Origin of the sequence: Sorangium sp. So ce834, assembly GCF_051521425.1 — a bacterium.
GTDB classification, from domain to species: Bacteria; Myxococcota_A; Polyangia; order Polyangiales; family Polyangiaceae; genus Sorangium; species Sorangium cellulosum_D.
The window spans coordinates 2,473,703-2,488,877 of the sequence record NZ_CP150351.1 but is presented as its reverse complement, the minus strand read 5'-3'; the positions used below and the strand labels follow the sequence as shown (position 1 = coordinate 2,488,877).

Genomic DNA, 15,175 nt, shown 5'->3' with positions numbered 1-15,175 from the left:
CGGAATTTTCTCAACGGCGCATGTGGACATTTCCGAACCGGCGCTCGCCACCCCCGGCGCCGAACGAGCTCGCTCGTCGGCCGCGCCACCAACGCGGGAGATCGCGGGAGCACCGGCGCAGGAAAACAAGTCAGGAGCACGGACCGGACGCAGCGCGACGCGCGATCGCCGGCGCCGGGGGGCGGCGAACGCTCAGGCCTGCTCGACGTTCTGCATCGGGCCGCCGGCCGGGCCGGACCCGACGTCGACAGCCCCGGCGAGCCCGGCGGCCGGCGCGGAGAAGGCGCCGCGCTGGGCGGCGGGCTGGCCGGGCGGCGCCGCGCCGATGTCCCCGCCGACCACGCCGAGCTCCGCATCGAGCGCGGCGTCCCGCTGCGCCTCCCGCTCCCGATCGCGCGAGACGACCACCTCCGCGACCGTACCGACGAGCGTGCCGATCACCGAGCCGGCGACGGCCCCGGGCGGGCCGGCGATCGCGCCCACCGCCGCGCCCGCCGCGGCCCCCGCGAGGGCCCCGGCAGCGGCCTTCGCGAGGCCGGAGGCCTGCGGAGGGACGCCCGCGGGCAACGGCACATCGCCCCGGCGGCGCGCCTCAAGATCGTTCTCGACAGCATCCAACGCGGTATCGTGCATGGCAATCACCCTCGCGGAGACCGAAGCCTCCCGCTGCGCGGGGGCGGCTCACGGTAGTTCCGTCATCTTGGTTCGTCGGTTCCTCGGTCCTCCCGAGTCAAAGCACGCACCGTGCCGCCGGGAGCCGCGCGCGGCGCCGCGCGCTCCTGCGCCTTTGCGGCCGCCGCGCGGCGCGCGCGTGGCGCATTTCGCCCCAGCGAGCGCGCCGAGGCGCGGAGATCGGCGCCCGCTCGAGGCCGCCCGGCGACAATTGGATTCGGCTGGAGGGCGATCGGGTCGACGGCGCGAGGGAGGGTCCACCCGATCCGATGGATCGATGCTTCAGCGCGCCTCGCGCGCTTCCCTCGTGAGGAGCAGCGGACGCCGCGGGGCTGGCCCGGGCTCAGTCGGCAAGGTGGGACAGCGTCGAGCCTTCCACGGGCATGTAATCGCCGATCACCATCGGCTCCTCGCTGGTCGTGAACTCGAACGGACCGACCACATGAATCACCTCTCCGCTGGAGCCGCCTTCGCCGCCCGTGCCGCCTTCGCCGCCCGTGCCGCCTTCGCCGCCTTCGCCGCCAGCGCCGCCCGCAGCGCCCGAACCGCCTTCGCCACCGATGCCGCCGGCGCCAGCCGTGCCGCCCTCGCCGCCCTCGCCGCCCGCGCCGCCGGTGCCGGCCATGCCGCCCGTGCCGCCGGTGCCGGCCATGCCGCCCTCGCCGCCCGCGCCGCCTTCGCCGCCCGTGCCGCTGGTGGCTCCCGCGCCGCCGACGCCGCTCGCGCCGCCCTCGCCGATCGTGCCGCCCGCGCCGCCCTCGCCGATCGCGCCTCCGGCGCCGCCCTCGCCGATCGTGCCGCCCGCGCCGCCCTCGCCGAACTCGTCGCGCGTGCCCCAGGCACCGCGCGCAGCGCTCGTGCTCCCGCCCTTCGTGACCGTGATGGAATCGACGTAGATGACGGTCGGGTTGGCCCAGGGCCCCGTGTTGCCCGCCGTGATCTGGAGCCCGAGCAACTTGACCTGGGTGCGGTTGAAGCCGGGAGACGCCGGGGCCAAGGCGTCGACATCGATCGTCAGGTCCGTCCACTCTCCCAGGCCGGCGACCGGATTCCATGTATAGCCGACGTTCGCCCAGAAAAGCTCACCCCCGTTTTGCACGAACGGCTGCACGCCGCCGTTCGTCCCGGTGTGGGCCTTCACGCGGAACGTGACGACGGCGCCCGTCAGGTCGATCGCCTCGTCGAACCCGATGAAGAACTGCGTCGCTGTCCCCGCGCTCCTGAGCGGCACGGAGAGCCGCGCGCAACCAGGGCAGCTCTCGCTCGGGTCGACGGTCCCGCCGCCGCCTTCGCCCGAGCCGCCGCCGGAAGCCCCCGTGCCGGTCGCGCTGCCGTTCCCGCCCGTCAAGCTCGACGACGTGCCGGAGCTAGAGGAGCTCCCGCCGGCGCCGCCGCTGCCCGAGCCGTCATCGCCGCAACCCGTCGTGGCGAACGCACCGACCAGCAAACCGGTGACCGCCAAAGAATGAACGGTTCTCATTCAAGCCCCTCCTTTCATGGATCCCACGGGGCTGCGTGGCGAAGCCGCCGTTCGCCTTCGCGGCCATCACCGCACCCGAGCTCCTCCGCGGCCATCACCGCACCCGAGCTCCTCCGAGCCAGCCCCACACGCCGCGAGCGTATCTGGTGCCGAGAGCTTTCTCAACAGCACGGACGGCCAAATCCGTCGTCAAGAACACAGCGGCTCGCGATCCTCGACGCTGGATCCGCTGCGGGGGCGACAGCCACATCAGACCACCTGCGGAGTCGAGCCCGGAGCGCAGCGCCCCTGCCGGCGCCGGCGGTCGAGCGATCAGGGCTGCTTTAGGGTATTCCACCCTACCAGCCCAGCGCCGGCCGGCGATCGCGGCGCAATCGTTTGCGCGACGGGCGCGACGGGCGCGACGCGGGCGCGACCGGGCCTTGCACCCCGGCGAGCGAGCTGGTTAACCTTGGCGGCAATGACCTTGGAGGTCCGGCTGGTCAACGAGATCTGCGCCATGGGCTGGGTCGACCGGATCCATGTCGCCGTGTGGCGAGGAAACGGCGTCAACGAGGCTCACACGTTCTATCGAGAGATGAAGGCCGGTATCGCGCGCTTCGGGTGGGGAATCGGCCACCTCGCCGTCATCGAGCCCGGCACCGCGCTGCCGCCGCCGGACATACGAAAGATCATCGTGCGGGTCTTCGATGAGGTTCCCGGCGCGGTGGGCGGCGTGTCCGTCGCGTGCGAGGGGCAGGGCTTCTTCGGGTCCGCCGTGCGCAGCGTGGCGACCGGGCTCATGATGCTGGCCAGCGCGCCCGTCCCGTTCCGGCTCAGCGGGAGCGTGGTCGATTCGGCGGCGTTCCTGTCGACGCACGTGGCCGCAGGCGCGACGCCGCTCGATCCGACGGCGATCGTCAGCGCGGTCCAGGAGCTGAGGCACCGGATGCGCATGAGGGTCGCCAAGTCGGCTTGAGCCGCGCCCGGGCGCGGGGCGGCGCGGGCCGCGCCCGGCTCACGGCTGCTGCGGGCGCGCCGCGCGGGCGCGGAACAGGCAGAACGCCGCGAAGGTGAGCGCCGCCATGAGCGCGCCGGAGACCCACAGCACGGGGCGGTGCCCGTAGCGATCGACGCCCATCCCGACGACGGGCGCGAGCAGCACGAAGGCGAGGCGGAACAGGAAGCTGCGGAGCGAGACGCAGCTCGCGCGATCGCCGTCGGGCGCGAGCCGCTGCTCTTCGTGGTGGAGCAGCGGCATGTGGAGGCCGCGCACGAACGTGAGCAGGAAGTAGAACGCGAACCCGAGCGCGTGATGCGAGATCGCGAGGCCGAGGTACCCGGCCGCCACCAGGGCGACGCACGCGAGCAGCATCCCCGTCATGCCGAGGCGGCGGCCGGCGCGCTCGCTCAGCATCGCGCCGAGCGCGGTGGTGAAGCTGGCGACGGACCACATGGGGCCTATCCACGTGACCTTGGCGCCGGACTCGGTGGCGTACAGGGCCATGAGCCAGGTGGGCAGATACGACGCGAGCGCGAACGCGACGCCGAGCAGCAGCACGGCGCGGAGGTCTGGGCGCTCGAGCAGCGCGTCGCGCACGACGGAGCGCATGCGGCCGAGGTGATCCTCGACCTTGGGCTGGGCGCGCTGGGTCTCGCCGAACCGGAGGGCGATGCCGAGGGCGAGCACCCACGCCGCGACCTCGATCACGAACGGCAGGCGAGACCAGCGCGCGTACAGGAAGCCGGCGACGAGGGCGCCGCTGCCCGAGGCGATCTGGGCGATGGAGCGCATGCGGCCGTACCAGCGGGCGAACTCGTGCTCTTTGCCCTGCTCGCGGAGCGAGTCGTAGAGCAGCGCGGAGTCGGCGCCCGAGACGAGCGAGAACCCGACGCCGAGCACGAGCTCGGCGAGGATCACCGACCAGAGCGCGTGCGCGATCGCATAGAGGGACCAGCCGAGCAGGATGCTGGAGGAGCCGAGCACGAGGGCGCGTCGATGGCCGAGGCGGTCGGCGATGTAGCCGGAGGGGAACTCGAAGAGCGCGATGCTCAGGTTGAACGAGGCCTGCACGCTCATCATCGTGGCCACGCTCATGCCGATGTCCCCGGTCCAGAACAGCGGGAAGATGGCCGCCGGGAACATCAACGAATGCACGCCGTAATAGGCGCAGATGAGCCAGGGGTTCCGCTGGACGGACGACATGACGGGAGGGGGCGAGCTTACGGCACCGAGCCGCCCCGCGCGAGGAGGGTGTTCGTCTCGCGGCGCGGGGCGTGGTCCCCCGGGCCTGCCGGGATCGTGTCAGCAGGAGAGAATGGGCTCAGGCGTCCGACGTCGCGGGCCTGCGCGGACCGCCCTAGGCCGCGCGGCCGTATTTCACGTCGTACCTCGCGAGCAGCACGCCGTTCGCGTAGGGCTTCGACGCGACCAGCGCCAGATCGACCTTCCTGGCGCTGCCGCCGAAGAGCCGGACCCCGTGGCCGAAGAGGATGGGATTCACCTTCAGGACGAGCTGATCGATGAGCGCGTGATCCAGGAGGAAGCCCGCGAAGGCGCCTCCCCCGCAAAGGTAGATGTCCGCGCCGGGAGACGCCTTCAGCCCCTCGATGACGGCGACCTCGTCGCGATCGACGACCTGGACCTCGGCGCCCTCGTCGAAGCGCAGCGTCCGCGAGAAGATGTGGTGCTCCATGTGCGGGTACGCCCGCTTGCCCGGGACGAGCCCGAGGGGATAACCCCACTCGTACGTCCTCTTCCCCATCAAGACGGTGCGATAGCCCTTCAGGCGCTCGAGGTACTCGGCGGCGTGCTCTCCCTCCATCAGGAAACCGTCGACCGAGCCGTCCTCATGCGAGATGAAACCGTCGAGCGACACCGCGACGTCGTAAACAATCTTTCTCATTCGATCCTCCTCGTTCTCGGAACCGACCTGCAGCGCGGACGAGCGCGTTCGTCCGCAGGCGCTGACGTGACAGCGCCCTCACGGCACCACGGGCGCCGCTCCATCGCCGCGAAGAGGGCGACGGACGGCTCGCCACGGACGGCCGTGCGACAGTAGAGATGGCTTCAGCGAGGAGCGACCATAATCGACGCGTGTCAGGCGTCGTCGGCGACCCTAGCATGCACCCGCTCGCTTGCCTAGCGGTTCGAGCTCCCACGATTCCCGCGCTCGCCCGCGCCGTACTCCGAGCACCGTCGCGCCCCCAACACACGAGAGCGCCCGTACGCCAGCGCACAACACATGACGTGGCCTTGACCGCGGCTGGCCGCCTTGGGGACCCCCGTTGCCCTGCTGGTGATGCGCTGGTAGCGTCTTCGGCACATGAAGGAGAAGACAGCCATGAGGAGCGATGTGAACCGGTGCTGGCGCCTTGCCTCGCGTCCTGTCGGCCTGCTCAAAGACAGCGATTTCACGTTCAACGAGGAGCCCATCCCGGAGCCGAAGGAGGACGGGGACATCCTCGTCCGTACACTCTACCTGTCGGTCGATCCCACGCAGCGGATATGGCTCGCTCGCGACTCGTACATGCCGGCGGTCCCGATCGGCGACGTCGTCCGCGCCGGCGGCGTCGGCAAGGTCGTACGCTCGAACAGCCCCGATTTCGCGCCGGGCGACCTCGTCCAGGGCCTCCTCGGCTGGCAGGACTACGCGCTCTTGACGGCCGGGAAGCGAGAGCTGCTCCCGGCCTCGAAGCTGCCGCCCGGCATACCACCCGAGCTCGCGCTCAGCGTCTTCGGCGTCACCGGGCTGACCGCCTACTTCGGACTGCTCCACGTCGGCCGCGTCAAGGAGGGGGAGACGGTCGTCGTCTCGGGCGCCGCCGGCGCGACCGGGATGATGGTGGGTCAGATCGCCAAGGCGAAGGGCTGCCGCGCGATCGGGATCGCAGGCGGCCCGGAGAAGTGCGCGTGGATCACGGGCGAGCTCGGCTTCGACGCCGCCATCGACTACCGATCCGAGGACGTCGCCGCCCGGCTCCGGGAGCTCTGCCCCACCGGCATCGACGTCTATTTCGACAACGTGGGCGGCGCGATCCTGGACGCGGCGCTCGCGGAGCTCGCGATGCGCGGGCGCGTCGTGCTCTGCGGCGCCATCGGCGATTACACCGAGTCCGAGTCGCCGCCCGGCCCGAAGAACTACATCAACCTGCTGATGCGGCGCGGCCGGATGGAGGGATTCATCGTCACCGATTACCTTGGCCAGGTGAACGAGGCCGTCTCCGACCTCTCCGGCTGGGTGGGCTCGGGCAAGATCAAGAATCGCGTGGACGTGCAGGAGGGCCTCGAGAAGGCGCCCGCGACGCTGAATCGCCTGTTCACCAGCGCGAACACGGGCAAGCAGCTCCTCAAGGTCGCCGATCCGTGAGCGCGCCTCGAGCGAGCGCCGATCCGGCTAGAACTCGGTCCCGATCACGTACCTGAGCTGGCCTGTCTTCAGCGAGATCACGTAGACCGCCGTCCACGAGGCGAAGAAGACGTCGTTCGCCGACGCCGAGATCCCGGACGAGACCTGCGATTTCTTGTGGACCTGCACGTCCCACAGGCGCTTGCCGGTGGCGCCGTCGAAGCAGGCGAGGCGCGTCCCCTGGCTGTGATCGTTCATGTCGTAGGGGACGACCAGGAGCCCGCCCTCGTAGGCCGCCTCCTCGGTCCCCATCGCCCTCGTGGTGAGCGGATCGACGCCGGGCACCACGTCCTTCCAGAGGACCTTCTTCTTGTCGACCGCGGCCACCATCCTGACCTGGCTGCCCTTGCTGCGACGGCCGAGCATGAACCGCGGCCCGGGACCGCTCGGGACGAGCGCGTGGTGCGCCGACATGCCCTCGATCGCGTGCAGCGCGGGCAGCCCGAGCTCGTCGAAATCGGACCAGCCGACGAGCCGGTAGCCGGGCGCCTCGTCGGCGTTCGAGCTCGGGACCGGCTTGCACGCCGTGCCCTTCGCGAGCTCGCGCCGCCTCCCGCTCGCCGGTTCCAGGCCGTGCTTCGCGTCGTCGACCGTCTCGACGACGATCACGCCGTCGCCCTGGCACACCCGCCTCGGCTTCTCGCCGAGCGACGCCGACCACGAGGCGGCCCCGGTGCGCAGATCGTACGCCTGCGCCTTGCCCAGGCCGTCGATCGAGATCACCCGATCGAAGACCACCGCGCGCCGCGCCTCGTGGCCGGCCGCGTCCTTGGTCAGGGCCGCCGTCTTCCACACCTGCTTGCCGTCGCGCCCGTCGAACGCGGCGATCCACTCCTCCCCGGCAGGGATCCCGCTCTTGCCGATCACGTCCGGCGCCCCGTCGCCGTTGACGTCGGCGAGCATCGGCCGATCCTTGAACTGCACGCTGGGCCCGATGCCGAGGGCGGGCCGCGCCCCGGACGCCGCCGGCGCGCGCTGCGTGACGAAGGCGGTGACCCCGCCGGCCACGGCCATGGCGGCGACGGCCCCCATCACGGCGAACACCGCGACGTTGGCGGACGGCGGCGCGACCCGGACGACGTGCATGCCCTGCGGGACCGGCGCGGTGGTCGGCTTCCTGCCGCGATCGATCAGCGACCGCGCGCCGCAGTACTGGCAGGTGACGGAGTCCATCCCCGGCTGCACCGGCAGCGGGGCGCCGCATCGCGGGCATCGGGTGTCGACGATCCTTGCCATCGTTCCACTCTACACGAGCTCCGCGGCCTATTTCTTCTCCCGCGCGCCCCTCTCCCGCGCGCCCCCGCGCCCGCCCGAGCCGGCGCCCGCGCCGCGCTGGCCCGGCGGCCCGCGCTCCAGGAGCGCCGCGCGCGTGAGCCCCTTCCCGCCGAAGCGCTCGGCCACCTCCGCCACGACGCCCTCGAGCCGCCGGCGGCGCTCGGAGGCGACCGGGAACAGGCTCAGGGTCGGGCCGGCGGTCTGGCTCGTCAGATCGCCGGCGGCGACGCCGACGAGCCGCACCGGCCGCGACAGGTCGAACCGCGAGAGCAGCCCCCGCGCGCAGGCGTAGATCGAGTCCGTGTCCGCCACCGGCTCGGGCAGCTTCGTCTGCCGCGTGCGCAGCGTGAAATCCGAGTACTTGAGCTTCACCGCCACCGCGCGGCAGGACAGGCCCGCCTTGAGCAGGCGCCGCGCCACGCGGCCCGACAGCTCGAGCAGCCAGCGCTCGATCGGCTCCCTGCCCCGGAGATCTTCCTCGACCGTCTCCTCCGCGCCGATCGACTCCGCGACGCGGCCCGGGACGACCGCGCGGTCGTCGACGCCGGCCGCGAGGAGGCGCACGTGCTCGCCCCACGCGGGGCCGAGGAGCTCGGACAGGCGCGGCGCCGGGCAGCGCGCGAGGTCGCCGATGGTGGCGAGCCCCGCCGCGCGGAGCCTCTCGGCGGCGCGCGGGCCCACGCCCCACATGCGCTCGAGCGGCAGCGGCGCGAGGAACGCGGCGACGTCGTCGGGGACGACGACGAGGCCGTCGGGCTTCTCCAGATCGCTCGCGATCTTCGCGGCGAACTTGCACGGCGCGACGCCGGCCGAGGCGGTGAGCCCGATCTCGCCCTGGATGGCGCGCTTGATCTGCGCCGCGATCGCGGCGCCGTCGCCGAAGAGCGCGCGGCTCGCGGTCACGTCGAGGAAGGCCTCGTCGAGCGACAGGCCCTCGACGAGCGGGGTGAAGCGGCGGAAGGTCGCGAAGACCTGCGCGCTCACCTCGGCGTAGCGGGCGTGCCGCGGGGGCACGACGATCGCCTGGGGGCAGCGGCGGATCGCCTCGGCCATCGGCATCGCCGAGCGGGCGCCGGAGGGGCGCGCCTCGTAGGAGGCGGCCGCCACGACACCGCGCCGCGAGGCGCCGCCGACCAGGACCGGGCGGCCTCGCAGCGACGGGTCGTCGAGCTGCTCGACCGACGCGAAGAACGCGTCCATGTCGATGTGGAGGATCTGGCGCATCGCGGGGGAGCGATCGCACCCCGGGAGCGCGCCGGGATCAACCGGCCGCGACGCGCCGGCGCCTGCCCGGGCGATCTGCCCGGCGGCGCGCGCCGGCTCACTCGAGCGACTGGAAGAAGCGCCAGGCTCGCCCGCCCGCGCCGGACGGCACGGAGTGGCCGCCGGGGTGCGTGCAGTACACGAGCGGCAGGCCCTCCTTGCAGCCTTGGTACTCGACGCACGAGTTGCCGAAGGTCGCCGACGGCATCGTGGTCGCCTGGCAGCCGTTCCGGCCGCGCCAGAAGTCGCGGGTGGATTGTCCCAGCGCGGGGGTCACGGTCCCGTCGGTGTCGCCTTGCGTTTGAATCAGCGCGTGCGCGGCGCTCGCGTCGCTGCACATGGGCTGCGATGCGTTGGGGCCCCACCCGGCGACCGGGGCGAGGCCGCGGAACACGGAAGAGCGCTCGCAGCCGAGCGTGTTCGTCATGAAACCACCTTGGCTGAACCCGACCGCGAAGACGCGCGTCGTGTCGACGCAGTAGTTCGACTTGGCGTGCTCGAGCATGGCGTCGAAGAACGCCAGGTCGGCCGCGAGGCGCGCCGAATTTGCGCTCGGCGGCGGACCGCCCCAGTTGGAGTCTGCGGTGCCCCACTGCGATTGGGTGCTCGGAGGCGTGGACTGCCCGTTCGCCGGCAGCCCCTGCGGGTAGATGAGCAGCGCCTGGTCGCGGGTCTCCTGGATGAGCTGGAATCCGCTGCTGTCGTGCGCGGCCCACACGTTGTTCATGTTCAGGCCGTGGATACCGAAGACCAGCGGCAGCGGCTTGCTCGGGTCGTAGTTCTCCGGCACGTACATCAGGAAGTAGCGCGTCACGCCGCCGACCGTCAGCGTCTGCTGCGTGCGAGGGTCCGGGCGCGTCGCCGCCTTGCCGCAGCCCACCGAGCCGCCGCCGCCGGCGCCCCCCGAACCGCCGCCACCGGCCGAGTCGCCGCCCGTGCCGCCGGTGCCCGCGCCCCCGCTCCCGCCGGTCCCTTCGCCCGACGTCGATCCCGCCGACGTCGATACCGCCGACGTCGATACCGTCGACGTCGATCCCGCGGTGGTGCCGCCGCTCGTGGAGGCGCCGGACGACACGGAAGCGCCGGGGTCGACGGGATCCGGATCCGACGAGCAAGCGGATAGCCCCATCGTCACGCCTACGGTGAAAAAAACACTCAAGCCCAGTGCAGATCGACTCATCGCGACACCACCTCTCTAACGGACTGCGGATCGCCGGGGCCCGGGCGATCAAGGGTCGTCCGCCACGCTCCCCCGGCTGGTTGATGCAGGCATCGTGCGCCGGGCGCCGCCGGGCCAGTCAGGATTCTCAATGGGTCGAGAACAGGCTCCAGAGGAACGTGGGCGCGAACGCGGGCCAGCCGTGATCGGCGCCGCCGTGGTTCGGGCCCTCACCGGCAGCGTTCCACGAGGCGCCTCCTCAGCGTAAGGCCGCGCATTGTGAGCGCTCACATTGTGGTTGTCAACCCTCGTCGGCGGGAACACGGGTATCTTCGGGCCCGCGGAGAGAAAACGCTGGCAGGGCGCCTCCGGAGCGGCGCGTCAAGAGGATTCTGGTGCCGGACCGCGATCGTGACCGGGTGGCCGGACCCGCCTGACCCGGCATCTCGTCGGTGATCGGGATCTCTTCGGTGATCGGGGTGCACGGCGCGCCGCAGAGATCGGGCTTCCACTCCGGCGGCTATCCCACTAGCATCCACCTTGTGAGCGCTCACAGCCGATTGCGGCCTCATCCTGCCGGGGCGACGCAAGACGCTCCCGAGCACGAACCGGCTCAGCGCCGACTAGGACATGACAATGAAGAGACATATCGCTTCCATGACGGCGGTGTTCCTCATCGCCGCACTGCCCGTCTCCTGTGGAGTTGACGAGCGGATAGCGCCCCTTCCGTATCCGCTCACGATCGAGGCGACGGGCGACGGGACGACCGATCCGCCGCCCGGGACCTACATGTACGAGCCGGGCACCGTGATCACAGTGACCGCGACGCCCGCTCCGGGACGCAACTTCCTGGGCTGGAGCGGCGCCGACACCGGGCTGGACAACCCGGCGACGTTCACCATGGGCGCGGGCGCGACGCTGACGGCCACGTTCGGCGCCGCGTTCAGCCCGACGACGTACCAGAACCCGGTGCTGCCCGGCGACCACCCGGACATGAACATCTACCGAGAAGGCGACGACTTCTACCTGGTCGGGTCGAGCTTCCACACGATGCCCGCCTTCGAGATCCTGCGCTCGACGGATCTCGTGCGCTGGGAGCGCGTGACCCGGGCGGTCGATTCGACCGCGCCCGCGCTGGACGAGCAGACCGGCCCTGGCCAGGGCACGTGGGGCGGCTTCATCGTCAAGGCCGGCGATGTGTACCGGGTCTATTACGCGATCGGCGCCACGCAGTATTTCTCCTCGGCGCCGAGCCTCGAGGGCCCCTGGTCGAAGCCCAAGAAGGTCGATGTCTTCCCCTACACGCCGCCGGGGAGCGACACCGCGTACGAGCGAGGGACCGGCTCCGACAACTCGGTGTTCGTCGATCCCGAGAGCGGCAAGACCTTCATGATCATCAAGAACGGCCTGTGCAAATGGGACGCCGATCACCCGAACGACTTCGGCATCAACCTGGTCACGGAGATCGACCCCAAGACCGGCATGCTGCTGCCGGAGTCGACCATCGATCTGAGCTTCATCAACTGGGACCAGCAGACCGGAGGCTGCGGGGACTTCAGCAATCCCGACTACAGCAAGTGGGCCGAGGGGCCGACGATGGCCAAGCGCGGCGACTGGTACTACTACTTCGTGTCGACCCACACGGCCTGCGGCGGCCAGCTGCACGCCTGGGCGTCGAAGAAGCTGGTCGGCAGCGCCCCCGAGGACTGGCACTGGCTCGGCTATGTCCTGACCGGCAAGGAGCCGTACGCCGGCGTGCAGCACACCACCGCTCCGATCGAGCTCGAGGACGGCACCTGGTGGGCGTTCGCCCACTCCTACGACTGCACCGGCGTGGGCACCCAGGACTGGAAGAACGGCGAGTGGCAGGGGCTCGGCCGCGAAGGGATCCTCCTGCAGGTGACCTGGGACGAGCAGCAGGTGGATGGGGAGACGATCCCGGTCCCGAAGTTCGCGCTCGAGGGGCGCGAGCTGCCGGCGCCCAAGCTGCCGCCGAGCGGCGTGCCCTTCCTGGTGCCCGTGAACGACGAGTTCTCGTCGGACACGATCAACCCGGCCTGGACCACCTTCGGCCGGTCGGAGGACAAGTACTCGGTGACCGACCGCGCTGGCTGGCTGCGGATCGAGCCGGGCGCCGGGGAGACCACGCGGGTCGTGCAAAAGGACACGCTGCACTCCAGCAGCATGACCGTGAAGCTGCAGTTCAAGCCCAAGGCGGAGGGCGACGCGGCCGGCCTCCACGTGGGCAACGGCTACTGGGAGGACGAGCAGGTGATCGCGGCGCCGACGTGGATGGCCAGCGGAGAGGGCTTCATGCTCCCGGCCATCCTGGAGGTCTCCGTGGCGCGGGTCATGGAGGACAAGAAGGACCGGATCCGGTTCTCCTTCCGCTCGCGCTCGGTGAAGCCTCCGGTCGAGGAGGGGGGCGCGTACACCGAGCTCGATGAGCCCGTCGTGGTGGGCGGATCGGCGCCGGCCCCCGAAGGCGACACGATCTGGCTGAAGCTGGTCCGCACCGGCCACAAGGCCACGGGCTGGTTCAGCGCCGATCGGCTCGAGTGGACGCAGGTAGGCCCCGAGATCGACGTCTCGACGCTCGACAACTTCTACGCCATGGCCCACACCTGGATCGGCAACCAGGCTGGCATGTTCGCGACCAACAAGCGCGCTGATTTCGACCTGTTCACGTATCGAGACGGGTTCACCTGGATCCCGGCCGCGGAGGCGAACCAGCAGTCGGGCACCGGCGTCGCGTCGAGCAAGTCGGCCGGTCCGGTGCTGGACGGGCTGGAGGACGGCGACTGGGCCATGTACGGCAGCGTCGACCTGGGCAGCGGCGGCCTCCACGCAAAGGCGATCCAGATCAAGGCCTCGAGCGCCGGCCAAGGCGGCGCCGTGGAGGTCTGGATCGATCCGCTGGCCGGCGGCTCGGCCATCGGCACCTGCAACATCCCCGACACGGGCGACTGGGAAGCGTGGGAGACCACCACGTGCGACGTGAAGCCCACCGAGGGCACCCACGAGGTCTTTCTGAAGGCGACCGGCGGCGCGGGCGAGCTGGTGCGCATCGCGTCGCTGCGATTCCTGCCCTCCGAGTGACGGCGCAGCGCTAGCGCACCGGCGGCTTCAGGTCGTCCGGCAGCCTGCCGGTGGGCGGCCGCGGCAGCTCGGGCGGGCGCTCGAGCGGCGACGCCGGTGACGCCGCGTCCGGCCCGGCGTCGAGATCGCCGCCGGCGTCGGGCTGGCCGCCGGCGTCGGTCTTGCCACCGGCGTCGGTTTTGCCGCTGTCGCCCGCGTCGCTCCCCGGAACGGGCGGGAGCGGGCGCGTGTCGTCGGTGCAGGCGCAGAGCGCGCAGGCGGCGATCAGGAGGAGCCAGGCTCGCATCGTCTGGCTCCCCGCTCAGTACTTGACCCAGATCTCGGTGCCGGGATGGATCGCCGTCAGCACCTCTGTATCCGGTTCGGTCGTGATCAGGCTCTGCGTGTTCGGATTGGGGCTGTAGGCCGCCTTTCCCGCCCAGACGATCAGCGCGTCCTTGAAGACAGCGAAGTCGTGGACATGCTCGTTCACCGTGTACTTGTTCCACCCGGGTGAACGCGGCGGAAGGACCGTCAGCGACGGCGCTGGATTCGTGGCCGGGGTGCCCGCGTCCGCGTCGTGGTTTCCGTGCTCGCCGGAGGTATCCACCCATTCGGCGATGGTCTCTGTGCCATCCGGGGTGCGGCAGGTCTGGATGGTGGGGAAGAACAGCGTCTTGAACGGCGCGTCCGGGACCTTGAACCGCACGGTCAGCTTGTAATAGCTGGTGTCCGCAGGAAGCACGTCTTCAACGGGCTTGGTCCAGACGACGGCGGTGACGTTGCCCTCGGCGTCCTTCTCCAGGACGGCCTTGCCGAACGTGCTGTCCAGCGGCCGGACCGACGTCACCCCGGTTGGGATCTGGACCTTCACCCGGTAGGTGTCCGCGCCGTCACAGCCGTGGCCGACACCGAAGGTGGCCTCGTGGGTGGCGCCTGCGAACGCGGGGCCCGACACGGAGATGTGCGCGCGGGCGGCGGTCGCGGCGAACAACGAGCCTGCAACGAGCAGGCAGCTCTGGAACACCCTCTTCATCTCAAGCACCTCCACCGAGGAAAGCTCGAACACTCTAGTAGGGCCGCCATTCCTTGGAAATGCGACCAGTTGTCGCAGGCGCCCGCGACGCACCGCGATCGGCGTTGGCTCAACCCCCCTTCAGCCGATAGCCCACGCCGGGCTCCGTGATGAGGATCTGCGGCCGCGCGGGATCGCGCTCCAGCTTGTGCCGGAGCTGCGCCATATAGACGCGCAGGTAATGCGTCTGCCCCGCATACGCCGGGCCCCACACCTCTCCGAGGAGCTGGCGGTGCGTCAGCACCTTCCCCGCGTGCCGGATCAGCGTCGTCAGCAGCTTGTACTCGATCGGCGTCAGATGGACCTCCTCGCCCGCCCGCAGCACGACCCGGCGCGCGAGATCGACCTCGACGTCCTGCACCTTGAAGCCCGCGCTCTCGGCCTGCGCCCCGCGCGCCGCGTGGGCGGCGTGGCGCAGCGCCACGCGCAACCGCGCCAGGAGCTCTCCCGCGCTGAACGGCTTCGTCAGGTAATCGTCGGCGCCGCCGTCCAGGGCGTCGATCTTGTCCTGCTCCTGTCCGCGGGCCGAGAGCACGATGATCGGGACGGCGCTCCACTCGCGGAGCCGCCGCGTCACCTCCAGGCCGTCGATGTCCGGGAGCCCCAGATCGAGGAGCACGAGATCCGGATTGCGCGTCGTCGCCTGGGCGATCCCCTCGCCGCCCGTCTCCGCCTCCACGAGCCGATAGCCCCGGGCCGCCAGCATCGCGCGGAGGAACCGCCTCATCTGCGGCTCGTCCTCGATCAGCAGCACGAGGGGGGACGCGTCCGACATTCTCCCTGCC

The 15,175-nt window shown here is 71.1% G+C and carries 13 protein-coding genes; 3 read left to right on the top strand and 10 right to left on the bottom strand.

From position 1 onward, the window contains the following. Window positions 1-192: 192 nt before the first annotated feature. Together WMF20_RS08810 and WMF20_RS08805 are read right to left on the bottom strand one after the other, a co-directional pair. Entirely contained in the window at window positions 193-633 is a 441-nt protein-coding gene (locus WMF20_RS08810; RefSeq protein WP_437612351.1) for a hypothetical protein, read from the bottom strand. 382 nt (window positions 634-1,015) lie between these two features. Next, a complete protein-coding gene (locus WMF20_RS08805; RefSeq protein ID WP_437612349.1) occupies window positions 1,016-2,152 on the bottom strand; it encodes a hypothetical protein in 1,137 nt (378 codons plus the stop codon). A 460-nt stretch (window positions 2,153-2,612) separates the two neighbouring features. On the opposite strand from WMF20_RS08805, the gene WMF20_RS08800 reads away from it, so the two are divergent. Continuing rightward, window positions 2,613-3,110: a hypothetical protein gene (locus tag WMF20_RS08800; protein ID WP_129573924.1), complete on the top strand. Its 498-nt coding sequence runs from the start codon at window positions 2,613-2,615 to the stop codon at window positions 3,108-3,110. 39 nt (window positions 3,111-3,149) lie between these two features. Here the strand turns inward: WMF20_RS08800 and WMF20_RS08795 are convergent, their stop codons facing one another. Beyond that, window positions 3,150-4,337 (bottom strand): MFS transporter, encoded by a 1,188-nt coding sequence (locus WMF20_RS08795; RefSeq protein ID WP_437612347.1) that lies wholly within the window; start codon window positions 4,335-4,337, stop codon window positions 3,150-3,152. Window positions 4,338-4,491: 154 nt separating this feature from the next. Then, entirely contained in the window at window positions 4,492-5,037 is a 546-nt protein-coding gene (locus WMF20_RS08790; protein WP_129573922.1) for a dihydrofolate reductase family protein, read from the bottom strand. A 438-nt stretch (window positions 5,038-5,475) separates the two neighbouring features. Between WMF20_RS08790 and WMF20_RS08785 the strand changes: the two genes are divergently transcribed. After that, a complete protein-coding gene (locus tag WMF20_RS08785) occupies window positions 5,476-6,501 on the top strand; it encodes an NADP-dependent oxidoreductase (RefSeq protein ID WP_437612345.1) in 1,026 nt (341 codons plus the stop codon). A 27-nt stretch (window positions 6,502-6,528) separates the two neighbouring features. Here the strand turns inward: WMF20_RS08785 and WMF20_RS08780 are convergent, their stop codons facing one another. From WMF20_RS08780 to WMF20_RS08770, 3 genes are all read right to left on the bottom strand, one after another. Beyond that, window positions 6,529-7,713 (bottom strand): outer membrane protein assembly factor BamB family protein, encoded by a 1,185-nt coding sequence (locus tag WMF20_RS08780; protein ID WP_437612343.1) that lies wholly within the window; start codon window positions 7,711-7,713, stop codon window positions 6,529-6,531. 90 nt (window positions 7,714-7,803) lie between these two features. Further along, window positions 7,804-9,039 (bottom strand): DNA polymerase IV, encoded by a 1,236-nt coding sequence (locus tag WMF20_RS08775; RefSeq protein ID WP_437612341.1) that lies wholly within the window; start codon window positions 9,037-9,039, stop codon window positions 7,804-7,806. Window positions 9,040-9,136: 97 nt separating this feature from the next. Further along, complete coding sequence (locus WMF20_RS08770) at window positions 9,137-10,207, bottom strand: alpha/beta hydrolase family esterase (protein WP_437612339.1); 1,071 nt, start codon at window positions 10,205-10,207, stop codon at window positions 9,137-9,139. A 666-nt stretch (window positions 10,208-10,873) separates the two neighbouring features. Between WMF20_RS08770 and WMF20_RS08765 the strand changes: the two genes are divergently transcribed. Beyond that, entirely contained in the window at window positions 10,874-13,336 is a 2,463-nt protein-coding gene (locus WMF20_RS08765; protein WP_437612337.1) for a family 43 glycosylhydrolase, read from the top strand. Between the two features lie 10 nt (window positions 13,337-13,346). Here WMF20_RS08765 and WMF20_RS08760 read toward each other — a convergent pair whose 3' ends face one another. From WMF20_RS08760 to WMF20_RS08750, 3 genes are all read right to left on the bottom strand, one after another. Next, on the bottom strand, window positions 13,347-13,622 hold the full coding sequence (locus tag WMF20_RS08760; protein WP_437612335.1) for a hypothetical protein: 276 nt from the start codon (window positions 13,620-13,622) through the stop codon (window positions 13,347-13,349). A gap of 15 nt (window positions 13,623-13,637) precedes the next feature. Then, window positions 13,638-14,351, bottom strand: a complete 714-nt coding sequence (locus tag WMF20_RS08755; protein WP_437612333.1) for a YcnI family copper-binding membrane protein — start codon at window positions 14,349-14,351, stop codon at window positions 13,638-13,640. Between the two features lie 109 nt (window positions 14,352-14,460). Continuing rightward, window positions 14,461-15,165 (bottom strand): response regulator, encoded by a 705-nt coding sequence (locus tag WMF20_RS08750; protein WP_437612331.1) that lies wholly within the window; start codon window positions 15,163-15,165, stop codon window positions 14,461-14,463. Between the last annotated feature and the right edge of the window lie 10 nt (window positions 15,166-15,175).

Excerpts from the sequence above, each read along its gene's own strand:
- WMF20_RS08760 (WP_437612335.1), bottom strand. The coding sequence starts at position 13,622 with ATGCGAGCCTGGCTCCTCCTGATCGCCGCCTGCGCGCTCTGCGCCTGC.
- WMF20_RS08785 (WP_437612345.1), top strand. The coding sequence starts at position 5,476 with ATGAGGAGCGATGTGAACCGGTGCTGGCGCCTTGCCTCGCGTCCTGTC.
- WMF20_RS08765 (WP_437612337.1), top strand. The coding sequence starts at position 10,874 with ATGAAGAGACATATCGCTTCCATGACGGCGGTGTTCCTCATCGCCGCA.
- WMF20_RS08750 (WP_437612331.1), bottom strand. The coding sequence starts at position 15,165 with ATGTCGGACGCGTCCCCCCTCGTGCTGCTGATCGAGGACGAGCCGCAG.
- WMF20_RS08795 (WP_437612347.1), bottom strand. The coding sequence starts at position 4,337 with ATGTCGTCCGTCCAGCGGAACCCCTGGCTCATCTGCGCCTATTACGGC.
- WMF20_RS08775 (WP_437612341.1), bottom strand. The coding sequence starts at position 9,039 with ATGCGCCAGATCCTCCACATCGACATGGACGCGTTCTTCGCGTCGGTC.
- WMF20_RS08800 (WP_129573924.1), top strand. The coding sequence starts at position 2,613 with ATGACCTTGGAGGTCCGGCTGGTCAACGAGATCTGCGCCATGGGCTGG.
- WMF20_RS08790 (WP_129573922.1), bottom strand. The coding sequence starts at position 5,037 with ATGAGAAAGATTGTTTACGACGTCGCGGTGTCGCTCGACGGTTTCATC.
- WMF20_RS08780 (WP_437612343.1), bottom strand. The coding sequence starts at position 7,713 with ATGGACTCCGTCACCTGCCAGTACTGCGGCGCGCGGTCGCTGATCGAT.
- WMF20_RS08805 (WP_437612349.1), bottom strand. The coding sequence starts at position 2,152 with ATGAGAACCGTTCATTCTTTGGCGGTCACCGGTTTGCTGGTCGGTGCG.
- WMF20_RS08810 (WP_437612351.1), bottom strand. The coding sequence starts at position 633 with ATGCACGATACCGCGTTGGATGCTGTCGAGAACGATCTTGAGGCGCGC.
- WMF20_RS08770 (WP_437612339.1), bottom strand. The coding sequence starts at position 10,207 with ATGGGGCTATCCGCTTGCTCGTCGGATCCGGATCCCGTCGACCCCGGC.
- WMF20_RS08755 (WP_437612333.1), bottom strand. The coding sequence starts at position 14,351 with ATGAAGAGGGTGTTCCAGAGCTGCCTGCTCGTTGCAGGCTCGTTGTTC.